General features: G+C 65.1%; 14 protein-coding genes. 10 read left to right on the forward strand and 4 right to left on the reverse strand.

Features of this window, described 5'->3' with window-relative positions; translation table 11 throughout:
* The first annotated feature begins 61 nt into the window (after nt 1-61).
* From BM222_RS23745 to BM222_RS23760, 4 genes are all read left to right on the forward strand, one after another.
* On the forward strand, nt 62-724 hold the full coding sequence (locus BM222_RS23745) for a protein-L-isoaspartate O-methyltransferase family protein (RefSeq protein ID WP_092232937.1): 663 nt from the start codon (nt 62-64) through the stop codon (nt 722-724).
* A gap of 204 nt (nt 725-928) precedes the next feature.
* Nucleotides 929-2,335 (forward strand): TolC family outer membrane protein, encoded by a 1,407-nt coding sequence (locus tag BM222_RS23750; protein WP_092232940.1) that lies wholly within the window; start codon nt 929-931, stop codon nt 2,333-2,335.
* A 301-nt stretch (nt 2,336-2,636) separates the two neighbouring features.
* Entirely contained in the window at nt 2,637-3,407 is a 771-nt protein-coding gene (locus tag BM222_RS23755) for a PopZ family protein (RefSeq protein WP_177243414.1), read from the forward strand.
* A gap of 129 nt (nt 3,408-3,536) precedes the next feature.
* Nucleotides 3,537-6,413, forward strand: coding sequence for a valine--tRNA ligase (locus BM222_RS23760; protein WP_092232946.1), 2,877 nt, complete (start codon nt 3,537-3,539; stop codon nt 6,411-6,413).
* An 88-nt stretch (nt 6,414-6,501) separates the two neighbouring features.
* Here the strand turns inward: BM222_RS23760 and BM222_RS23765 are convergent, their stop codons facing one another.
* Nucleotides 6,502-7,104 (reverse strand): DNA-3-methyladenine glycosylase, encoded by a 603-nt coding sequence (locus BM222_RS23765; RefSeq protein WP_092232949.1) that lies wholly within the window; start codon nt 7,102-7,104, stop codon nt 6,502-6,504.
* Between the two features lie 130 nt (nt 7,105-7,234).
* Here BM222_RS23765 and lipA point away from each other — a divergent pair, with 130 nt between their 5' ends.
* Nucleotides 7,235-8,191: a lipoyl synthase gene (gene lipA / locus BM222_RS23770; protein WP_092232952.1), complete on the forward strand. Its 957-nt coding sequence runs from the start codon at nt 7,235-7,237 to the stop codon at nt 8,189-8,191.
* 6 nt (nt 8,192-8,197) lie between these two features.
* A complete protein-coding gene (locus BM222_RS23775) occupies nt 8,198-8,668 on the forward strand; it encodes a type II toxin-antitoxin system RatA family toxin (RefSeq protein ID WP_092232955.1) in 471 nt (156 codons plus the stop codon).
* A 55-nt stretch (nt 8,669-8,723) separates the two neighbouring features.
* Here the strand turns inward: BM222_RS23775 and BM222_RS23780 are convergent, their stop codons facing one another.
* Nucleotides 8,724-9,335, reverse strand: a complete 612-nt coding sequence (locus BM222_RS23780) for a CinA family protein (RefSeq protein WP_092232958.1) — start codon at nt 9,333-9,335, stop codon at nt 8,724-8,726.
* 4 nt (nt 9,336-9,339) lie between these two features.
* Nucleotides 9,340-10,536, reverse strand: coding sequence for a bifunctional 2-C-methyl-D-erythritol 4-phosphate cytidylyltransferase/2-C-methyl-D-erythritol 2,4-cyclodiphosphate synthase (locus BM222_RS23785; RefSeq protein WP_092232961.1), 1,197 nt, complete (start codon nt 10,534-10,536; stop codon nt 9,340-9,342).
* A gap of 267 nt (nt 10,537-10,803) precedes the next feature.
* Here BM222_RS23785 and dusB point away from each other — a divergent pair, with 267 nt between their 5' ends.
* Genes dusB through ntrC form a run of 3 tightly spaced genes read left to right on the forward strand, consistent with a single transcriptional unit; the run spans nt 10,804 to nt 14,423 of the window.
* Nucleotides 10,804-11,805: a tRNA dihydrouridine synthase DusB gene (dusB, locus tag BM222_RS23790; RefSeq protein WP_244547219.1), complete on the forward strand. Its 1,002-nt coding sequence runs from the start codon at nt 10,804-10,806 to the stop codon at nt 11,803-11,805.
* Nucleotides 11,802-12,971 carry a two-component system sensor histidine kinase NtrB gene (locus BM222_RS23795; RefSeq protein ID WP_092233086.1) on the forward strand — a complete coding sequence of 390 codons (1,170 nt, stop codon included), beginning with the start codon at nt 11,802-11,804 and terminating at the stop codon, nt 12,969-12,971. The genes dusB and BM222_RS23795 overlap by 4 nt, the downstream gene beginning before the upstream one ends.
* 9 nt (nt 12,972-12,980) lie before the next feature.
* Nucleotides 12,981-14,423 (forward strand): nitrogen regulation protein NR(I), encoded by a 1,443-nt coding sequence (gene ntrC, locus BM222_RS23800; RefSeq protein WP_092232967.1) that lies wholly within the window; start codon nt 12,981-12,983, stop codon nt 14,421-14,423.
* A 170-nt stretch (nt 14,424-14,593) separates the two neighbouring features.
* On the opposite strand, the gene BM222_RS42210 is transcribed toward ntrC, so the two are convergent.
* Nucleotides 14,594-14,740, reverse strand: a complete 147-nt coding sequence (locus BM222_RS42210) for a hypothetical protein (protein WP_244547220.1) — start codon at nt 14,738-14,740, stop codon at nt 14,594-14,596.
* A gap of 179 nt (nt 14,741-14,919) precedes the next feature.
* Here BM222_RS42210 and BM222_RS23810 point away from each other — a divergent pair, with 179 nt between their 5' ends.
* Nucleotides 14,920-17,334 carry a sensor histidine kinase gene (locus BM222_RS23810; protein ID WP_092232970.1) on the forward strand — a complete coding sequence of 805 codons (2,415 nt, stop codon included), beginning with the start codon at nt 14,920-14,922 and terminating at the stop codon, nt 17,332-17,334.
* Nucleotides 17,335-17,343 lie beyond the last annotated feature (9 nt).

Genomic DNA, 17,343 nt, shown 5'->3' on the forward strand with positions numbered 1-17,343 from the left:
CTGTTCCAAAGATGCCGCCAATTCATTCCCGCGGCATCGTCCGCCATGCAGGGTTCCGCAAATGTCCGGTTTTTCGACCGCGCGCCAAAAAATGGTCGATGGCCAGGTGCGCACCAATGATGTCACCGATCGCCGCATTCTCGATGCCATGCTCACGGTTCCCCGCGAGGCGTTTGTGCCGGCGAGCCGCCAGGCCCTGGCCTATCTCGACCTCGATCTCGACGTCGGCGAGGGCGCTTCCAAGCGCTATCTGCTCAAGCCGCAGCTGATCGGCAAGTTGCTCCAGGCCGCCGAGATCGGCGAGGGCGACAACGTGCTGGTCGTCGGTTGTGCCACCGGCTACCTCGCCGCGCTGACCGCCAAGCTTGCGCGCCACGTCACTGCAACGGAATGCGATTCGGCGCTGGTGGCAAAAGCCACGGATGCGCTTGCCGCGAGCGGCCTCACCAACGTGACTTGCAAGGCCGCGCCATGCGCCGAGGGCGACCCATCTGCCGCGCCCTATGACGTGATCGTCCTCAACGGCGCCACCGAGGTGACGCCGGATGGGCTGTTCGGCCAGCTCAAGGAGGGGGGACGCCTGGTGGGTGTCTCGGCCGAATCCCGGCCGTCGCGCGCCATGATTGTGACGCGCTCCCACGGCGAATTCGGCTACCGGCCCCTGTTCGACGCCGCAGCCCCGGTGCTTCCCGGGCTGGAACGGGCTGCCGCGTTCGTCTTCTGACGGCCGAAACCCCGTTAAAATCCCGTTCCGAATCAGAAGTGTGGCCGGGATGCTGCACGTGAAGAGTTTCCGCTGAGAACTACCCTGAGGTAGTTCCGTCGCGCTTGACCCCGTCCTATGTTGCGACGGGGGCCACGAGTCCACTCGATACGGTAACCAGGTTCGCGGGCACGGGCCTGGCGTGAGAATGAACGGATTTCAGGGATGCATGGGGTGAAGCTTTTCACCGGAGCAGCGGTTTCGGTCCTCCTGACGGCGTTAGCCGGACCGGTGCCTGCGTTGGCGGATACGATCGAGGCAGCTCTGGTGCGCGCCTATCAGAACAATCCGCAGCTCAACGCGCAGCGCGCGCAGGTGCGATCGACCGACGAGAACGTGCCGCAGGCGCTTTCCGGCTATCGCCCCAAGGTCGCTGTCACGGCGAGCGCTGGCTATCAATACACGGATACGAACACCACGGCCGGTGGATCGCCGACTGCGATCGTGCGGACCGAAATCCACGGCGCCAACGCGCCGCGCAGCGTCGGTGTGACGGCGACGCAGAACCTGTACAACGGCAATCAGACTGCCAACCGGACCCGTGCCGCCGAGAGCCAGGTCTCCGGTGCGCGTGAAGCGTTGCGCGTGCTGGAGCAGACCGTTCTGCTGCAGGCCGCCACGGTCTACATGGACTATCTGCGCGATTCCGCGACCTTGGAAGTCCAGCGCAGCAACGTGCGCGTGCTCGAGCAGACGCTGAAGCAGACGCGCGACCGCTTCAACGTGGGTGAGGTGACCCGTACCGACGTCGCGCAATCCGAGGCGCAGTTGGCAGCCGGCAATACCCAGGCGTTGACCGCCGAATCGAACCTGACCACGACCCGCTCCAACTTCCGGCGCATCATCGGCAACGAGCCGAGCAACCTCGCGCCGGGCGCGCCTGTCGACCGTTATCTGCCGGGCACGCTCGCGTCCGCGGTCAGCCTGAGCCTGGTCGAGAATCCGAACGTCACCGCCGGAATGTACGGCATCGACGTCAACTACCTTCAGGTGAAGATCAACGAGGGTGCGCTGCTGCCGACGATCAACTTCCAGGTCGCGGCGACCCAGTCCTACGAGCAGACCATGACGATCTTCCGCTCGTTCGGCGCCTCGGCGGTCGCCTCGATCAATGCGCCGATCTATCAGGGCGGTGCGGAATATTCGTTGATCCGCCAGTCCAAGGAAAATCTGGCGCAGCAGCGTCTCAACCTCGAAACCACCCGCGACCAGACCCGCGCCAACGTGGTGACGGCGTGGGGTCAGCTGCAGGCGGGCAAGGCGCAGGTGCAGTCGGCGCAGGCCCAGGTCACCGCGTCCGAGATCGCGCTGAACGGCGTGCGCGAAGAAGCAAAGGCCGGTCAGCGCACGACGCTCGACGTGCTCAATGCGCAGCAGGCGCTGGTCAACGCGCGCGTCGCGCTGGTTACTGCACAGCACGACCGGGTCGTTGCATCCTACAACGTGCTTGCCGCCGTCGGCCGCCTTGCACCGCAGGTGCTCGGTCTCAACACCACGGTCTACGACCCGAGCGTGCACTACCAGCAGGTCCGCGACAGCTGGGCCGGCGTGCGCACGCCTGACGGACGCTGATTGCCGAGTTCTCCGGTCGGCCTCGCAAACAGACGAGGCTGACCGGCGCTTTGCTTGCAATCATCAAAATCCCTGACATAGCCTTGCTTTGAAGCTGCGGGTCGATTCGCCTGCATTCGGTGTTGCGTGAGTGATGCTTAAGTGGCGGGGCAGGGGCGCACCGCCTCACGTTGAGCCGTGATCTGGGGACAAGTCTGGCTGTCGCGACGAAAATGTCGTGGCACACGTCCGGAACAGGCCAATCCTGTCGTGCTTGGTGTTAAACAACGCATGCGAAGGCGTTGATGATGTGGAGTCGGAGATGACGCAGCCTGCAAAGGTCACAGAACCCTCCATGGAGGAGATTCTGGCCTCGATCCGGCGCATCATTGCCGATGATGAGGCCAAGCCGCCGCCAGCAGAGGCAGCAAAGCCTTCGGCGGCTGCGCCCGCAGCAAAGCCGCAGGCGATGGCTGACGTTCCACCATCCAAGATCGCACCCGCAAAACCTGCCGCTGAAAAGCCCGCGCCACCGCCGGCCGCAAAACCTGCGCCGGCACCACCACCTCCACCCGCAGCGGAGTCCGGCGCCAACAGCCAGGACGATATCGACGCGCTGCTGGCCGGGCTCGATACGGCCACCGCGGCGCCCGAGATCCGCGCGCCGGAACCCGAGCCCGAACCTGAACCCGACGTGCTCGAATTGACCGACGATATGGCGATGGACCCGGAGCCGACACCAGCGCCGCCGCCGCCGAGCTTCCACAAGGTCGAGCCGCGCGATGATCTCGAATTCGCGGAGGCGCCGCCGCCGCGTCCGACACCTGCGCCATCCTATGCGCCGGTGGATTTCAACCCGCCGCCGCTGCCGCCGCAGCAGCCGATTCTGGCTCAGTCGACTGTCTCGGCCGTCGAATCCGCCTTCAACTCGTTGGCCCACACCGTGCTCAGCAGCAATGCGCGGACGCTGGAGGATCTGGTCAAGGAGATGCTGCGTCCGATGCTGAAATCCTGGCTCGACGACAATCTGCCGGGCCTGGTCGAACGCATCGTGAAGGCCGAAATCGAGCGCGTCTCGCGCGGGGGGCGCTGAGGCAAGCCGCACGGCCCCGATAAAGCCCTGCTCCTGTATCATATTTGACCTGCCGGTCGGGCCGGAAAGCCCTTTTGCCGCTGAGCTTTCCGTTGACTTGAACCCCGCGCGCGGCTTTCTAGCAGCCCCATGATCGAGAAAAACTACCAGCCCGCCGATATCGAAGCCCGCATGTCCGTGGTGTGGGAGGACAGCCTTGCCTTCAAGGCCGGCCGTCCCGACCGCCGCGACGCAGTGCCCTTCACCATCGTGATCCCGCCGCCGAACGTGACGGGCTCGCTGCATATGGGTCACGCCCTCAACAACACGCTCCAGGACATCCTGTGCCGTTTCGAGCGGATGCGGGGCCGCGACGTGCTGTGGCAGCCCGGTACCGACCATGCCGGCATCGCCACCCAGATGGTGGTCGAGCGCCAGCTGATGGAGCGCCAGCAGCCTGGCCGCCGCGAGATGGGCCGCGAGAAGTTTCTGGAGCGAGTCTGGGAGTGGAAGGCCGAGAGCGGCGACACCATCATCAACCAGCTCAAGCGCCTCGGCGCCTCCTGCGACTGGTCCCGTGAGCGCTTCACCATGGACGAGGGCCTGTCGAAGGCCGTGGTCAAGGTGTTCGTCGAGCTGCATCGCGATGGCTTGATCTACAAGGACAAGCGCCTGGTGAACTGGGACACCAAGCTCTTGACCGCGATCTCCGATCTCGAAGTGCAGCAGACCGAGGTGAAGGGTCACCTCTGGTATCTGCGCTATCCGATCGAAGGCAAGACCTTCAACCCCGAGGATCCCACGACCTTTATCGTGGTTGCGACGACGCGTCCCGAGACCATGCTCGGCGATACCGGCGTCGCCGTGCATCCCGAGGACGAACGCTATCGGAAGCTGGTCGGCAAGAACGTTGTGCTGCCGCTGGTCGGCCGCAAGATCAAGATCGTCGCGGACGAATATTCCGATCCCGAGAAGGGCTCGGGCGCAGTGAAGGTGACGCCGGCGCACGACTTCAACGATTTCGAGGTCGGCAATCGCCACGGCCTGCGCCGCATCAGCGTGCTCGACAAGGAAGGTTGCCTCGATCTCCTCGACAACGAGGAGTACCTGCGCGGCCTGCCGGAAGGCGCATTGCAATTCGCCGAGGAGTTCAACAAGGTCGACCGCTTCGTGGCGCGCAAGCGCATCGTCGAGCGGCTGGAATCGTTCGGCTTCGTCGAGCGAATCGAGCCGCACACCCACATGGTGCCGCATGGCGACCGCTCCAACAGCGTGATCGAGCCGTATCTGACCGACCAGTGGTACGTCGACGCCAAGACCCTGGCAAAACCGGCGATCGCGGCGGTACGTTCGGGCGAGACGTCGTTCGTCCCGAAGAACTGGGAAAAGACCTATTTCGAGTGGATGGAGAACATCCAGCCCTGGTGCATCTCGCGCCAGCTGTGGTGGGGGCACCAGATCCCGGCGTGGTACGGTCCTGACGGCAAGGTGTTCGTCGCGGAGACCGAGGAAGAGGCCGTCAGCCACGCGCTCGGCTATTACGTCGAGCAGGACGTCATCACGGTCGAGCAGGGCCGCGAGATGGCGCTCGATCGCAACAAGCGCGAGGGCTTCATCACGCGCGACGAGGACGTGCTCGACACCTGGTTCTCCTCGGCGCTGTGGCCGTTCTCGACCCTCGGCTGGCCCGAAGACGCGCCCGAAGTGCAGCGCTACTACCCGACCAACGCGCTGGTGACCGGCTTCGACATCATCTTCTTCTGGGTCGCCCGGATGATGATGATGGGCCTGCACTTCATGAAGGAGGTGCCGTTCTCGACGATCTACATCCACGCCCTCGTCCGCGACGAGAAGGGCGCCAAGATGTCGAAGTCGAAGGGCAATGTCATCGATCCGCTCCACCTGATCGACGAATATGGCGCGGACGCGCTGCGCTTTACGCTGGCCGCAATGGCGGCGCAGGGACGCGACATCAAGCTCGCCACCAGCCGCGTCGAGGGCTACCGCAATTTCGCGACCAAGCTGTGGAACGCCTCGCGCTTCGCGGAGATGAACCACTGCGCGGTGCCCGAGGGGTTCGAGCCGGCCAAGGCGAAGGAAACGCTGAATCGCTGGATCGCTCATGAGAGCGCCCACACCACGCGCGAGGTGACCGAGGCCATCGAGGCCTATCGCTTCAACGATGCCGCGGGCAGCATCTACCGCTTCGTCTGGAACGTCTATTGCGACTGGTATGTCGAGCTCGCCAAGCCCGTGCTGCTCGGCCCCGACAGTCCGGCCAAGGATGAGACCCGCGCCATGGTCGCCTGGGCACGGGACGAGATTTTGAAGCTGTTGCATCCCTTCATGCCCTTCATCACGGAAGAGCTGTGGGAGGTCACGGCCAAGCGCGACGGCCTGCTCGCACTGGCGCCCTGGCCGCTGAAGCCATCCGGGCCGACGCCGGAGCAGCTCGCGATGCTCGCGGCTGCGGCCGGACCGACTGATCCGTTGATCACGCCTGCGTTCGTGATGCCGATCTTCGATCATGCCGACTTCACCGATCCCAAGGCGGAAGCCGAGATCGGCTGGGTCATCGACCTCGTCACGCAGATCCGCTCGGTGCGCGCGGAGATGAACATTGCGCCGGCGACGCTGACTGCACTGGTGCTCGCGGGGGCCTCGGCCGAGACCAGGGAACGTGCGCCGCGCTGGACCGACGTCATCAAGCGCATGGCGCGGCTGTCGGATATCTCCTTCGCGGATCGTGCGCCTGACGGAGCCGTTCAGTTGCTCGTCCGCGGCGAGGTGGCGGCGCTGCCGCTCAAGGGCGTCATCGACATTGCCGCCGAGCGTACGCGGCTCGACAAGGAAATCGGCAAGGCCGAGGCCGACATCAAGCGTGCCGAATCGAAGCTCGCGAACGAAAAGTTCGTCGCGAACGCGGCCGAGGAGGTCGTCGAGGAGGAGCGCGAAAAGCGCGAGGCGGCGCTGGCCCGCAAGGCCAAGCTGCTCGAAGCGCTGGAGCGGCTGAAGCAGGCGTCGTGATGTCGCGCCATTCCGAGCGGCTCGAAGAGCCGAAACCCGGAAGCTCGAGGTTCCGGGTTCGCTGCTACGAATCGCCCCGGAACGACAACTACTTCGGAAACGGCTTGCTCAAGAATTTCGACCCCCTGACGCCATAGCGCCAGGGCAGCTCGACAGCCTTGGTGATGCCGATGCGGATGCCGGTCGCGACCTCGACGTGCTCGGTTCGTGCATGCAGTGCGATCGGTGGGCGGTCCAGGGGCAGGGTGTTGTGCGCAATCGTGATGCCGAGCGCCTCTGTCAGCTTGCCTGGGCCCGAGCACAATGCGTGCACGTCCTGGAGATGGCGACGGCGGCGCATCGCCGTGATCCCATGCGTCGGCTCCAGCGCGCGGATCAAGACGGCGGCGGCCGACCCGGCCCGCTCGCAGACGAAGTTCACGCACCAGTGGATGCCGTAGGAACGGTAGACATAGGCAAAGCCGGGTGGACCGAACATGATCTGGTTCCGCGGCGTCGGGCCGTTGTAGGAGTGCGCAGCCGGCTCGGTATGATGATAGGCCTCCACCTCCACGATGATGCCGCCGACACCGTCGACCAGCATGGTCGCGCCGATCAGATCGGGCGCGACCTCGCGGACATCGCGGTCGAAAAAGGACCGCTTCAGGAGCTTGCCCAGCCGTGGTGTGGAAGTGTTCGAGACTGGAGCCATTCGAGGTGAGAATCGCCTGAGAACAGAGCAGGATATTGCCCATATCTGCCATGTTCCCTGAAGCGGCGCGAGCCGGGTTGCGGCAGGCAGCCAGACCGACTAGGTAGGACCTGAACAGACCGGACGGATCATGGTCGTTATTGTCGATACCATCACGAACCCGCTGCGCCCGCGACACCCCGAAAAGGTGAATCGACCTGATTCCGCTTCGCCGCCGAAGCCGGACTGGATTCGCGTGCGCGCGCCCAACACCCGCGGCTATGCCGACACTCGCAACATCGTGCGCGCCAACGGCCTGCACACGGTGTGCGAGGAGGCGGGCTGTCCGAACATCGGCGAGTGCTGGGACAAGAAGCACGCGACCTTCATGATCATGGGTGACACCTGCACCCGTGCCTGCGCCTTCTGCAACGTCAAGACCGGACTACCCAATGCGCTGGATGCGGCCGAGCCGCAGAATGTCGCTGAGGCCGTGGCCAAGCTCGGCCTCGCGCACGTCGTCATCACCTCCGTTGATCGCGACGATCTCGCCGATGGCGGCGCCGGGCACTTTGCCCAGACCATCCGCGCGATTCGGGCCGCGTGCCCCTCGACCACGATCGAGATCCTGACGCCGGACTTTTTGCGCAAGGAGGGCGCGCTCGAAATCGTCGTCGCGGCGCGGCCCGACGTCTTCAACCACAATCTCGAGACGGTGCCGTCGCGTTACCTGACGGTGCGGCCGGGCGCGCGCTACTTCCACTCGATCCGGCTGCTGCAGCGGGTCAAGGAGCTCGATCCCGGCATCTTCACCAAGTCAGGCATCATGGTCGGCCTCGGCGAGGAGCGCCACGAGGTGCAGCAGGTGATGGACGATCTGCGCTCGGCCGACGTCGATTTCCTGACCATCGGGCAATATCTCCAGCCGACCCGCAAGCATCACGCCGTGATGCGCTACGTGCCGCCGGACGAGTTCAGCTCTTACGAAAAGGTCGCCTACACCAAGGGCTTCCTGATGGTGTCGGCGAGCCCGCTGACCCGTTCGTCGCACCACGCCGGCGAGGACTTTGCGAGACTGAAGGCTGCGCGGGCAGCTAACGCCCGCTGAACTGCGATGCCAAAATTTTCGAGCAAGCGCCGTGTCAATCACAGCGCATCCAAGATGTTCGATCTGGTCGCCGACGTCGAGCGCTACCCGGAATTCGTACCGCTGTGCAGCGCGCTGAAGATACGCCAGCGCGTGGCCAAGCCTGATGGTTCCGAGGTGCTGGTTGCCGACATGACGGTGTCGTTCAAGCTGGTCAAGGAATCGTTCACCAGCCGCGTGACGCTCGACCGCGCGAATTTGAAAATCCAGGTCGAATATCTCCAGGGTCCGTTCAGCAAGCTCGAAAACCGCTGGACGTTCGAGCCCAGGGGGGACGACGTCTGCGACGTCGGTTTCTTCCTTGCCTACGAATTCAAGAGCCGCATGCTGGCGATGCTCATGGGCTCGATGTTCGACGCAGCCTTCGCGCGGTTTTCCACGGCGTTCGAAAAACGCGCCGACGCGATCTACGGCCGGCCGAAGCTGGCGTCGTCCTAGGGTCCGCGTTGGGCGCGAGCGCAGTACTCACTCGCTTGCGAAGCTTGGAGAGCGCTCACCCCCGCGGCGAGCGCGGCGGTCTGCGCGTCACGGCATGTCGTCGCGGTGAGCGCGTCGCGCGAGGACGCAGCCTCGTCGCTGCAGCGGCGCGGCGCGGCTTGGCCGCGGCTTGCGGGCCTCGGGCAAGCTCCATCAGCATGCGCAGCGCTTCGACCACCGAGCGTTGGCGCACGGCGGTGCGGCCGATCGCGCCAAAACGCTGCTCGCGATGGATGATGCGGCCGTCGCGCGCGGCGGCGGCGAAATGGACGAGGCCGACCGGCTTGCCGGGGGTAGCACCGCCGGGGCCGGCAATGCCGGTGATGGCAACCGCGAGATCGACATCGGCCCGCTCGAGCGCGCCGACTGCCATCGCGGTTGCGGTTTCCTTGCTGACGGCGCCGAAATTGGTGAGCGTTGAGGCCTCGACCCCGAGCATCGCGCGCTTGGCGTCGTTGGAATAAGTGACGAAGCCGCGATCGATCACGTCAGACGAACCGGGGATGTCGGTCAGCGCGCCGGCGACGAGGCCGCCGGTGCAGGACTCGGCGGTCGCGATCGTCAGCTTGCGCATCCGGCACAGATCGAGCAGCGAGCGGGAGAGGGCGCGTGCGTCGCTGCCGCCCATGACCTCACGCGCTCCAAGTCTTGTCGTTAAATGGAAGGCGGATCGTGGCGCTCGCGGTGGCCGCGATGCCTTCCTCGCGACCGGTGAAGCCGAGCCGCTCGCTGGTCGTCGCCTTCACAGCCACGCGGGAGATGTCGACGCCTGATATCTCGGCGATGCGCGCGCGCATGACGTCGCGCAACGGGCCGATCTTCGGCCGCTCGCAGATCATCGTGACTTCGAGATTGGCGATGCGGCCGCCGCGCGCCGTCACGCGCTCGATGGCGTATTTCAGGAACTGGTCGGAGGAGGCGCCCTTCCACTTCGCATCGCTCGGCGGGAAGTGCGAGCCGATGTCGCCGTCGGCAAGCGCGCCCAGGATGGCATCGACCAGCGCATGCAGGCCGACATCGCCGTCGGAATGGGCAAGAAAACCCTTGGTATGCGGCACGCGCACGCCGCAGAGCATGAGGTGGTCGCCTTCGCCGAAGGCGTGCACGTCATAGCCGGTGCCGGTCCTGATATCGCCGAGGAGGGTGGCCAGGCGCGCTTCCTCGCGCACGAAATCTTCGGGAGTGGTGAGCTTCATGTTGGCAACATCGCCTTCAAAGGTCGCAACCGTCAATCCCGCCCATTCGGCGATCGCGGCGTCGTCGGTGAAATCTGAGCGCCCGTCCTTGGCCGCGCGACGATGCGCTTCGAGGATGACATCGAAACGAAAGGATTGCGGCGTCTGCGCGATTCGCAAGCGTGCCCTATCAGGCGTGTCCTCGACATCGCCGTTCGCACTCGTGACTTTGATGGTATCGGTGACGGGGACAACCGGAATGGCAGCGCCGGTGCGGCTTGCCGCCTCGATCGCGCGCGAGATCACGCCAGAAGAGACGAAGGGACGCGCGGCGTCGTGGATCAGGACGATGTCGGGCTCGTGTTTTGCGAGAGCTTCGAGGCCTGACAGCACCGAAGCCTGGCGTGTCGCGCCGCCACTGGCCGGCGCCTCGTGCTTGAGGCCTGCGACCGCCGCCGTGAACATGGCGCTGTCGTCGGGGTTCACCACCGGCTGCACGGCGAAGACGTCAGGGTGGGTGCTGAAGGCTTCCATGGCGCGGTAGATGACGGGCACGCCGCCGATTTCGCGATATTGCTTGGGGCCACCGGCGCCTGCGCGCAGACCACGTCCGGCCGCGACAAGAACGACTGCAGTGCGCTGTGATTTCGCCATGGGACTCGAATATTCGACTGTTGTCGTGCCTGGGGTGATTGAGGCATGCCTCTAGCACGGCAGGCCCGCAAAAAAAGGGGTTTCCCTGGATTGTGGGAAACCGCATTGCTGCACTGCACTTGAAAGATCTAGAGAACTGTCTAAACTGTAGGCATGATGCTTGACTGCACAAGAATTGTGCGCAAGATAAGCCATGGCAGCGCGATGAGGCCCTGCCTACGTAACGGGACCACTGTGACCGGCTCGGCAGGATCAGGCTCTAAGCCGTTGAAAATAGGCGACATCGATGTCGCAACCCCGGTTTTCCTGGCACCGATGTCGGGCGTAACCGATTCACCCGTTCGCAAGCTCGCCGCCGAGCTGGGAGCGGGTCTCGTCGTCTCTGAAATGACTGCCAGCGATGAATTGGCCAAAGGCCACCGCATGTCGCGGTTGCGCTGCGAAGCGACCGGCGTTGGGCCGCATGTGGTCCAGCTCGCTGGCTGCGAGGCGCGTTGGATGGCGGAGGGGGCCCGGATCGCCGAGGCCGAGGGCGCCGACATTATCGACATCAACATGGGCTGTCCCGCCCGCCACGTCACCGGCGGTCAGTCGGGCTCGGCCCTGATGCGCGATCTCGATCATGCCGTGACCTTGATCGAGGCGACGATATCAGCCGTGAAGGTGCCGGTGACGCTGAAGATGCGGCTCGGCTGGGACGACCGCACCCGCAACGCGCCAGAGCTAGCGCGGCGCGCCGAGGCTGCCGGCATCAAGCTCGTCACCGTCCATGGCCGCACCCGCTGCCAGTTCTACAAGGGCGAGGCCGATTGGGAGGCGATCCGCGCGGTGCGCGAGGCGATCTCCATTCCGCTCGTCGTCAACGGCGACATCACCACTTACGAGAAGGCGCGCGCGGCGCTCCAGGCCTCCGGCGCCGACGCCGTGATGATCGGCCGCGGCGCGCAGGGCCAACCGTGGTTGCCCGGCGAGATCGGCCGACGCCTGAACGGCGGGGCCGTTGAGGCCACGCCGTCGCTCGCGACGCAGCTGCATTACGTCCGCACGCTCTATGAGGGCATCTGTGCACTCTACGGCCTGCGCGTCGGCCTGAAGCATGCGCGAAAGCATCTCGGCTGGGCGCTCGATGTCGCGGCGCAAGCGAGCGGCGCCCCGATCGAGACGTTGAAAGGCTGGCGTCAGAAGATCCTGACCTCGGAGGATGCTGGCCTCATCCACCGGTCGCTGCAGGATGCGTTCGACGACTTCGCATGGAGCGCTGCTGCATGACCTCAGCCGCCGACCATCGCCAGCCAGCCGACAGTGACGCAATCCTCGATGCCTTGCCCAATCCCGTTCTGATGATCGGGCCGGACGGCAAGATCGTTGCCGCCAATATCGCGACCGAAGCCTTCTTCGAGATCTCGACGCAGTTCCTGAAGCGGCAGTCGCTCAAAGAGCTGGTGCCGTTCGGCAGTCCGCTGCTGGCGCTGATCGACCAGGTGCGCTCGTCGAACGTGCCGGTCAACGAATACAAGGTCGATTTGGGCACGCCGCGCATGGGCGGCGACCGCCAGGTCGATCTCCATGTGGCTCCGCTCACCGAGCGGCCCGGCCATATCGTGGTGATGCTGCAGGAGCGCTCCATCGCCGACAAGATGGACCGCCAGCTCACCCATCGCAGCGCCGCGCGCTCGGTGATCGCGCTCGCCGCGATGCTCGCGCACGAGATCAAGAACCCGCTTTCGGGCATCCGCGGCGCAGCGCAGCTGCTGGAGCAGCAGGCCTCGACCGAGGACCGCATGCTGACCCGGCTGATCTGCGACGAGGCCGACCGCATCGTGACGCTGGTCGACCGCATGGAGGTGTTCGGCGACGAACGGCCCGTGGTACGCGGCGCCGTCAACATCCATTCCGTGCTCGATCACGTGAAGCGGCTGGCGCAGTCGGGCTTTGCCCGCAACATCCGCTTCATCGAGGATTACGATCCGTCGCTGCCGCCGGTGCTGGCGAACCAGGACCAACTGATCCAGGTGTTCCTCAATCTGGTGAAGAATGCCGCCGAAGCGCTGATCGACGTGCCCGATGCCGAGATCCAGCTCACCACCGCGTTCCGCCCCGGCGTGCGCCTGTCAGTCCCCGGTCAAAAAACCCGGGTATCCCTGCCGCTGGAATTCTGCGTGAGGGACAACGGACCAGGCGTGCCGGACGATCTTCTGCCCAATCTGTTCGACCCCTTCGTGACCACCAAGCAGACCGGCTCCGGCCTCGGTCTTGCGCTGGTCGCCAAGATCGTCGGCGATCACGGGGGCATCATCGAATGCGAGTCTCAGCCGCGCAAGACCACCTTTCGCGTGCTGATGCCGATGTATTCCACATCGGTCAAACACGCTGATCACAGCAGTCGCGACGGCTCTGCCGGGAAGTCGTCGTCTGCATCACAGGGCGCAAGATGAGGATTAACGATGCCCGTAGGTAGCATTCTCGTAGCTGATGACGACACCGCCATCCGCACGGTTCTCAACCAGGCACTTTCCCGGGCCGGGTACGAAGTCAGGCTGACCGGCAACGCCGCGACGCTGTGGCGCTGGGTCAGCCAGGGGGAGGGCGATCTCGTCATCACCGACGTGGTGATGCCGGATGAAAACGCCTTCGACCTGTTGCCGCGGATCAAGAAGATGCGGCCCAATTTGCCCGTCATCGTCATGAGCGCGCAAAACACCTTCATGACGGCGATCCGCGCCTCCGAGCGCGGCGCCTATGAATATCTGCCCAAGCCCTTCGACCTGAAGGAGCTGATCGCGATCGTCGGCCGCGCGCTGGCGGAGCCGAAGGAGCGGGTCGCAACGGCCGACGAGGACGGCGAGATGGAGGCGATCCCGCTGGTCGGCCGCTCGCCCGCGATGCAGGAAATCTACCGCGTGCTCGCACGCCTGATGCAGACCGACCTCACCGTGATGATCACGGGCGAGTCCGGTACCGGCAAGGAACTGGTGGCGCGCGCGCTGCATGATTACGGCAAGCGCCGCAACGGGCCGTTCGTGGCGGTCAACATGGCGGCGATCCCGCGCGATCTGATCGAGTCCGAATTGTTCGGCCATGAGCGCGGCGCCTTCACCGGCGCCAACACGCGCGCGTCCGGCCGGTTCGAGCAGGCCGAGGGCGGCACGCTGTTCCTCGACGAAATCGGCGACATGCCGATGGAGGCGCAGACCCGCCTGCTGCGCGTGCTGCAGCAGGGCGAATACACCACGGTCGGCGGCCGCACCCCGATCAAGACCGACGTGCGCATCGTCGCAGCCTCCAACAAGGACCTGCGCGTTCTGATCCAGCAGGGGCTGTTCCGGGAAGACCTGTTCTTCCGCCTCAACGTCGTGCCGCTGCGACTGCCTCCCTTGCGCGAGCGCATCGAGGACTTGCCGGATCTCGTGCGGCACTTCTTCGCGCTCGCGGAGAAGGACGGCCTGCCGCCGAAGAAGCTCGACGCGCTGGCGCTCGAGCGGATGAAGCAGCACCGCTGGCCCGGCAACGTGCGCGAGCTGGAAAATCTCGCCCGTCGTCTCGCGGCCCTCTATCCGCAGGACGTGATCACCGGCTCAGTCATCGACGGCGAACTGGCGCCGCCCACGGTCAGCCCCGGGGCTGCGGTCCAGCAGGGCGTCGACAATCTCGGCGGCGCGGTGGAAGCCTATCTCTCGTCGCACTTCCAGGGCTTCCCGAACGGCGTGCCGCCGCCGGGCCTCTATCACCGCATCCTCAAGGAGATCGAGGTGCCGCTGCTGACGGCCGCGCTGGCCGCCACCCGCGGCAACCAGATCCGCGCAGCCGACCTGCTCGGCCTCAACCGCAATACGCTGCGAAAGAAGATCCGCGATCTCGATATCCAGGTGTACAGGAGCGGGGGCTAAGGCTCTCGGAACGCACGAATGGCTCAGCTCCCCCTACCAAAGCGGAGCTGAGCCTGTCCGGATCGCGCTGGCCCTTGTGGCTGACGCGGTGGGCAGAAGTCCTGACAGCGCTGAAATGTTCCGCGGGAATATCGAAATTTTGCCGTGGGCCGCCGGGCCTGGCGTCGCACCTACCTGATCGTGCGGGCCATGACCGGCTGAATGTTGGCGAACTCCGCCGTCTGCTCCTGCCTGCTGGGGCCGTTGACCAAGAGGTCAGAGGCCACAATCAGCAGCAGCACGGCCGATGCCATGATGCCCAAAAATATTCGATCCATGCCGGGTCAAGCCCGAGCGGGCCGATTCCGTTCCGGGTGAACTCGCAAGAATGCCATCCTGTGGATGCGCCCGTCCATGGCGGGAAACACGCCGCGGAATTGTCGCAATTCGGCAACAATGTGGTAGGAATACATCAGTATCCGCCACGCGGACCCCGTTTTCAGCACCCATTGCCGGAATGACCAGCGCAGATACCTCAGCCGCATCCTTTGACACGGCCCCAGCGGAAGAGCCCCGGCGCTGGTCGGTGCGGCGCTGGCTGGCGCCGTTTGCGGTCGCGCTCGCGCTGTTGTCGGCGTTCCTGACGTTCATGGTCCTGACCGGCCTGACGAGCATCGAGCCGACGCCGGAAGTGGTGCGCTCATTCTATCTCATCAATGCCGGCACGATCCTGCTGCTGGTCGGGATCATCGTCCGCGAGCTCTGGCAGCTGATCCTGGCCCGGCGGCGGGGACGAGCGGCGGCACGCCTCCATGTCCAGATCGTCAGCCTGTTCTCGATCGTCGCCGTGCTGCCCGCGGTGCTGGTCGCCGTCGTGGCCAACGTCACGATCGAGCGCGGCCTCGACCGGCTGTTCTCGGGTCCCACCAAGGAAGTCATCCAGAACTCGCTGACGATCGCGCGGGCCTACATGCAGGACCACGCCCAGTTGATCCGCGGCGACATTATCGGCATGGCCAACGATATCGCCCATGCCAGGCCCCTCTACGACCAGGATCGCCGCTCGTTCCGTGAATTGCTGACGTCGAGCGCCGCTTCGCGCAATTTGCCGGGCGCGATGATCATCGACAAGGACACCAACATCCTCGAATCCGCCGACACCGGCATGCGGCTGGCCTATTCGCCGCCGGCGCCTGATTTCCTCAGTAACGTCAACGAGAATGAGCCGGAGATCGCGGTCCTCCCGGATGCGAGTTACGTCGCCGCGGTGATCCGCCTGCGCGCTTTCAGCGACACCTTCCTCTACGTCGCGCGTCCGCTCGATCCGAACGTCGTCGCCCAGCTGAAGCAGACCGAGCTCAGCGTCGCCGAATACGCCCAGATCGAATCGCGCCGGCTCGGCATCCAGGTCGCATTCGCGCTGATGTTCGCGGTGATCGCGCTGACCATCCTGATGGCCTCCGTGTTGATCGGCCTGAACTTCGCCAACTCCCTGGTGTCGCCGATCCGGCGGTTGATGAACGCGGCCCACACCGTCTCGACCGGCGATCTCCATGTGAAGGTGCCGGTGCATCAGTCGGAGGGCGATCTCGCCCAACTCGGCGAGACCTTCAACAAGATGACGCAGGAATTGCGCAGCCAGCGCGACGAGCTCGTCAACGCCAGCGATCTCATCGACAGCCGCCGCCGCTTCATCGAGGCCGTGCTGTCCTCAGCAAGCGCCGGCATCATCGGCGTCGACACCTCGGGCAGCGTGGGCATTCTCAACCGCTCCGCCGAGAAGCTGATCGGGGACTCCGAGGCGGAGACACTCGGCCATCCGCTCTCCGACGTGCTGCCCGAGCTCGAGGAGATGATGCAGACGGCGCGGGAAGGGACCCAGCGCCTGGTCCAGGGCCAGATCACGATCACGCGCGACGGACAGGAACGTAATCTGTCGGTTCGTGTCAGCGCCGAGAAGAACCAGCCGCACGACAGCTACATCATCACGCTCGACGACATCACCGAGCTGGTTTCGGCGCAGCGTACCTCGGCCTGGGGCGACGTCGCGCGCCGCATCGCCCACGAGATCAAGAACCCGCTGACGCCGATCCAGCTCTCGGCCGAACGCATCCGCCGCAAGTTCGGCAAGGACATCACCGAAGCGAAGGACAAGCAGATCTTCGATCAGTGCACCGACACCATCGTGCGCCAGGTCGACGACATCAGGCGCATGGTCGACGAGTTCTCGCGCTTTGCGCGGATGCCGAAGCCCGTGATGGAAGGCGAGGACGTCGCCGATACCGTGCGGCAGGCCGTGTTCCTGATGAAGGTCGCCCATCCCGAGCTCGATATCGAGGCCGAGTTCAAAGAAGATCCGCTGCGCGCCCAGTTCGACCGCCGCCTGATCTCGCAGGCGGTCACCAACATCGTCAAGAACGCCACCGAGGCCATCGAGCAGGTCCCGCCGGAGGAGCTCGGCAAAAACGGCGGAAAGGGCCGCATCGACGTCGTGGTGTCGCGCGAAGGCGAGGACGTGCTGATCGACGTCGTCGACAACGGCATCGGCCTGCCCAAGGTCGCGCGCTCGCGGCTGCTGGAGCCGTATGTGACGACGCGCGCCAAGGGCACCGGCCTTGGCCTGGCGATCGTCGGTCGCGTGCTGGAAGACCATGGCGGCCGCATCGAGCTGAAGGATGCCTCCGACTTTCGCGAGGGCCAGCGTGGCGCGTGGATGCGGATGCGCTTTGCGATCTCCGGCGAGGCCAGGAAGGCCCAGGGCGCGGCCGAGCATGCGCCGGCAGCCAAGGATGCGGCCGCGGCGCGTACCCGGCGAGCCGCTGCGGATCCCGTCGCGACGCAGGAAACAAAAGTGCCGGCGGCTGAAACCAAAGAACCGGCTGAAAAGACCAATGATGATTCAACGAAAATCGAAGCCTCGACAGGCAGCTGAAAAGGCAGG

The sequence above is a fragment of the Bradyrhizobium sp. Gha genome, assembly GCF_900113735.1.
In the GTDB taxonomy this organism is placed as follows: domain Bacteria; phylum Pseudomonadota; class Alphaproteobacteria; order Rhizobiales; family Xanthobacteraceae; genus Bradyrhizobium.

Bases quoted from the DNA above. Each gene is read 5' to 3' on its own strand.
- BM222_RS23775 (WP_092232955.1), top strand. From the start codon at position 8,198: ATGCCAAAATTTTCGAGCAAGCGCCGTGTCAATCACAGCGCATCCAAG.
- BM222_RS23785 (WP_092232961.1), bottom strand. From the start codon at position 10,536: ATGGCGAAATCACAGCGCACTGCAGTCGTTCTTGTCGCGGCCGGACGT.
- BM222_RS23780 (WP_092232958.1), bottom strand. From the start codon at position 9,335: ATGGGCGGCAGCGACGCACGCGCCCTCTCCCGCTCGCTGCTCGATCTG.
- BM222_RS23755 (WP_177243414.1), top strand. From the start codon at position 2,637: ATGACGCAGCCTGCAAAGGTCACAGAACCCTCCATGGAGGAGATTCTG.
- BM222_RS42210 (WP_244547220.1), bottom strand. From the start codon at position 14,740: ATGGATCGAATATTTTTGGGCATCATGGCATCGGCCGTGCTGCTGCTG.
- BM222_RS23760 (WP_092232946.1), top strand. From the start codon at position 3,537: ATGATCGAGAAAAACTACCAGCCCGCCGATATCGAAGCCCGCATGTCC.
- lipA (WP_092232952.1), top strand. From the start codon at position 7,235: ATGGTCGTTATTGTCGATACCATCACGAACCCGCTGCGCCCGCGACAC.
- BM222_RS23810 (WP_092232970.1), top strand. From the start codon at position 14,920: ATGACCAGCGCAGATACCTCAGCCGCATCCTTTGACACGGCCCCAGCG.
- BM222_RS23745 (WP_092232937.1), top strand. From the start codon at position 62: ATGTCCGGTTTTTCGACCGCGCGCCAAAAAATGGTCGATGGCCAGGTG.
- BM222_RS23765 (WP_092232949.1), bottom strand. From the start codon at position 7,104: ATGGCTCCAGTCTCGAACACTTCCACACCACGGCTGGGCAAGCTCCTG.
- BM222_RS23750 (WP_092232940.1), top strand. From the start codon at position 929: ATGCATGGGGTGAAGCTTTTCACCGGAGCAGCGGTTTCGGTCCTCCTG.
- ntrC (WP_092232967.1), top strand. From the start codon at position 12,981: ATGCCCGTAGGTAGCATTCTCGTAGCTGATGACGACACCGCCATCCGC.
- BM222_RS23795 (WP_092233086.1), top strand. From the start codon at position 11,802: ATGACCTCAGCCGCCGACCATCGCCAGCCAGCCGACAGTGACGCAATC.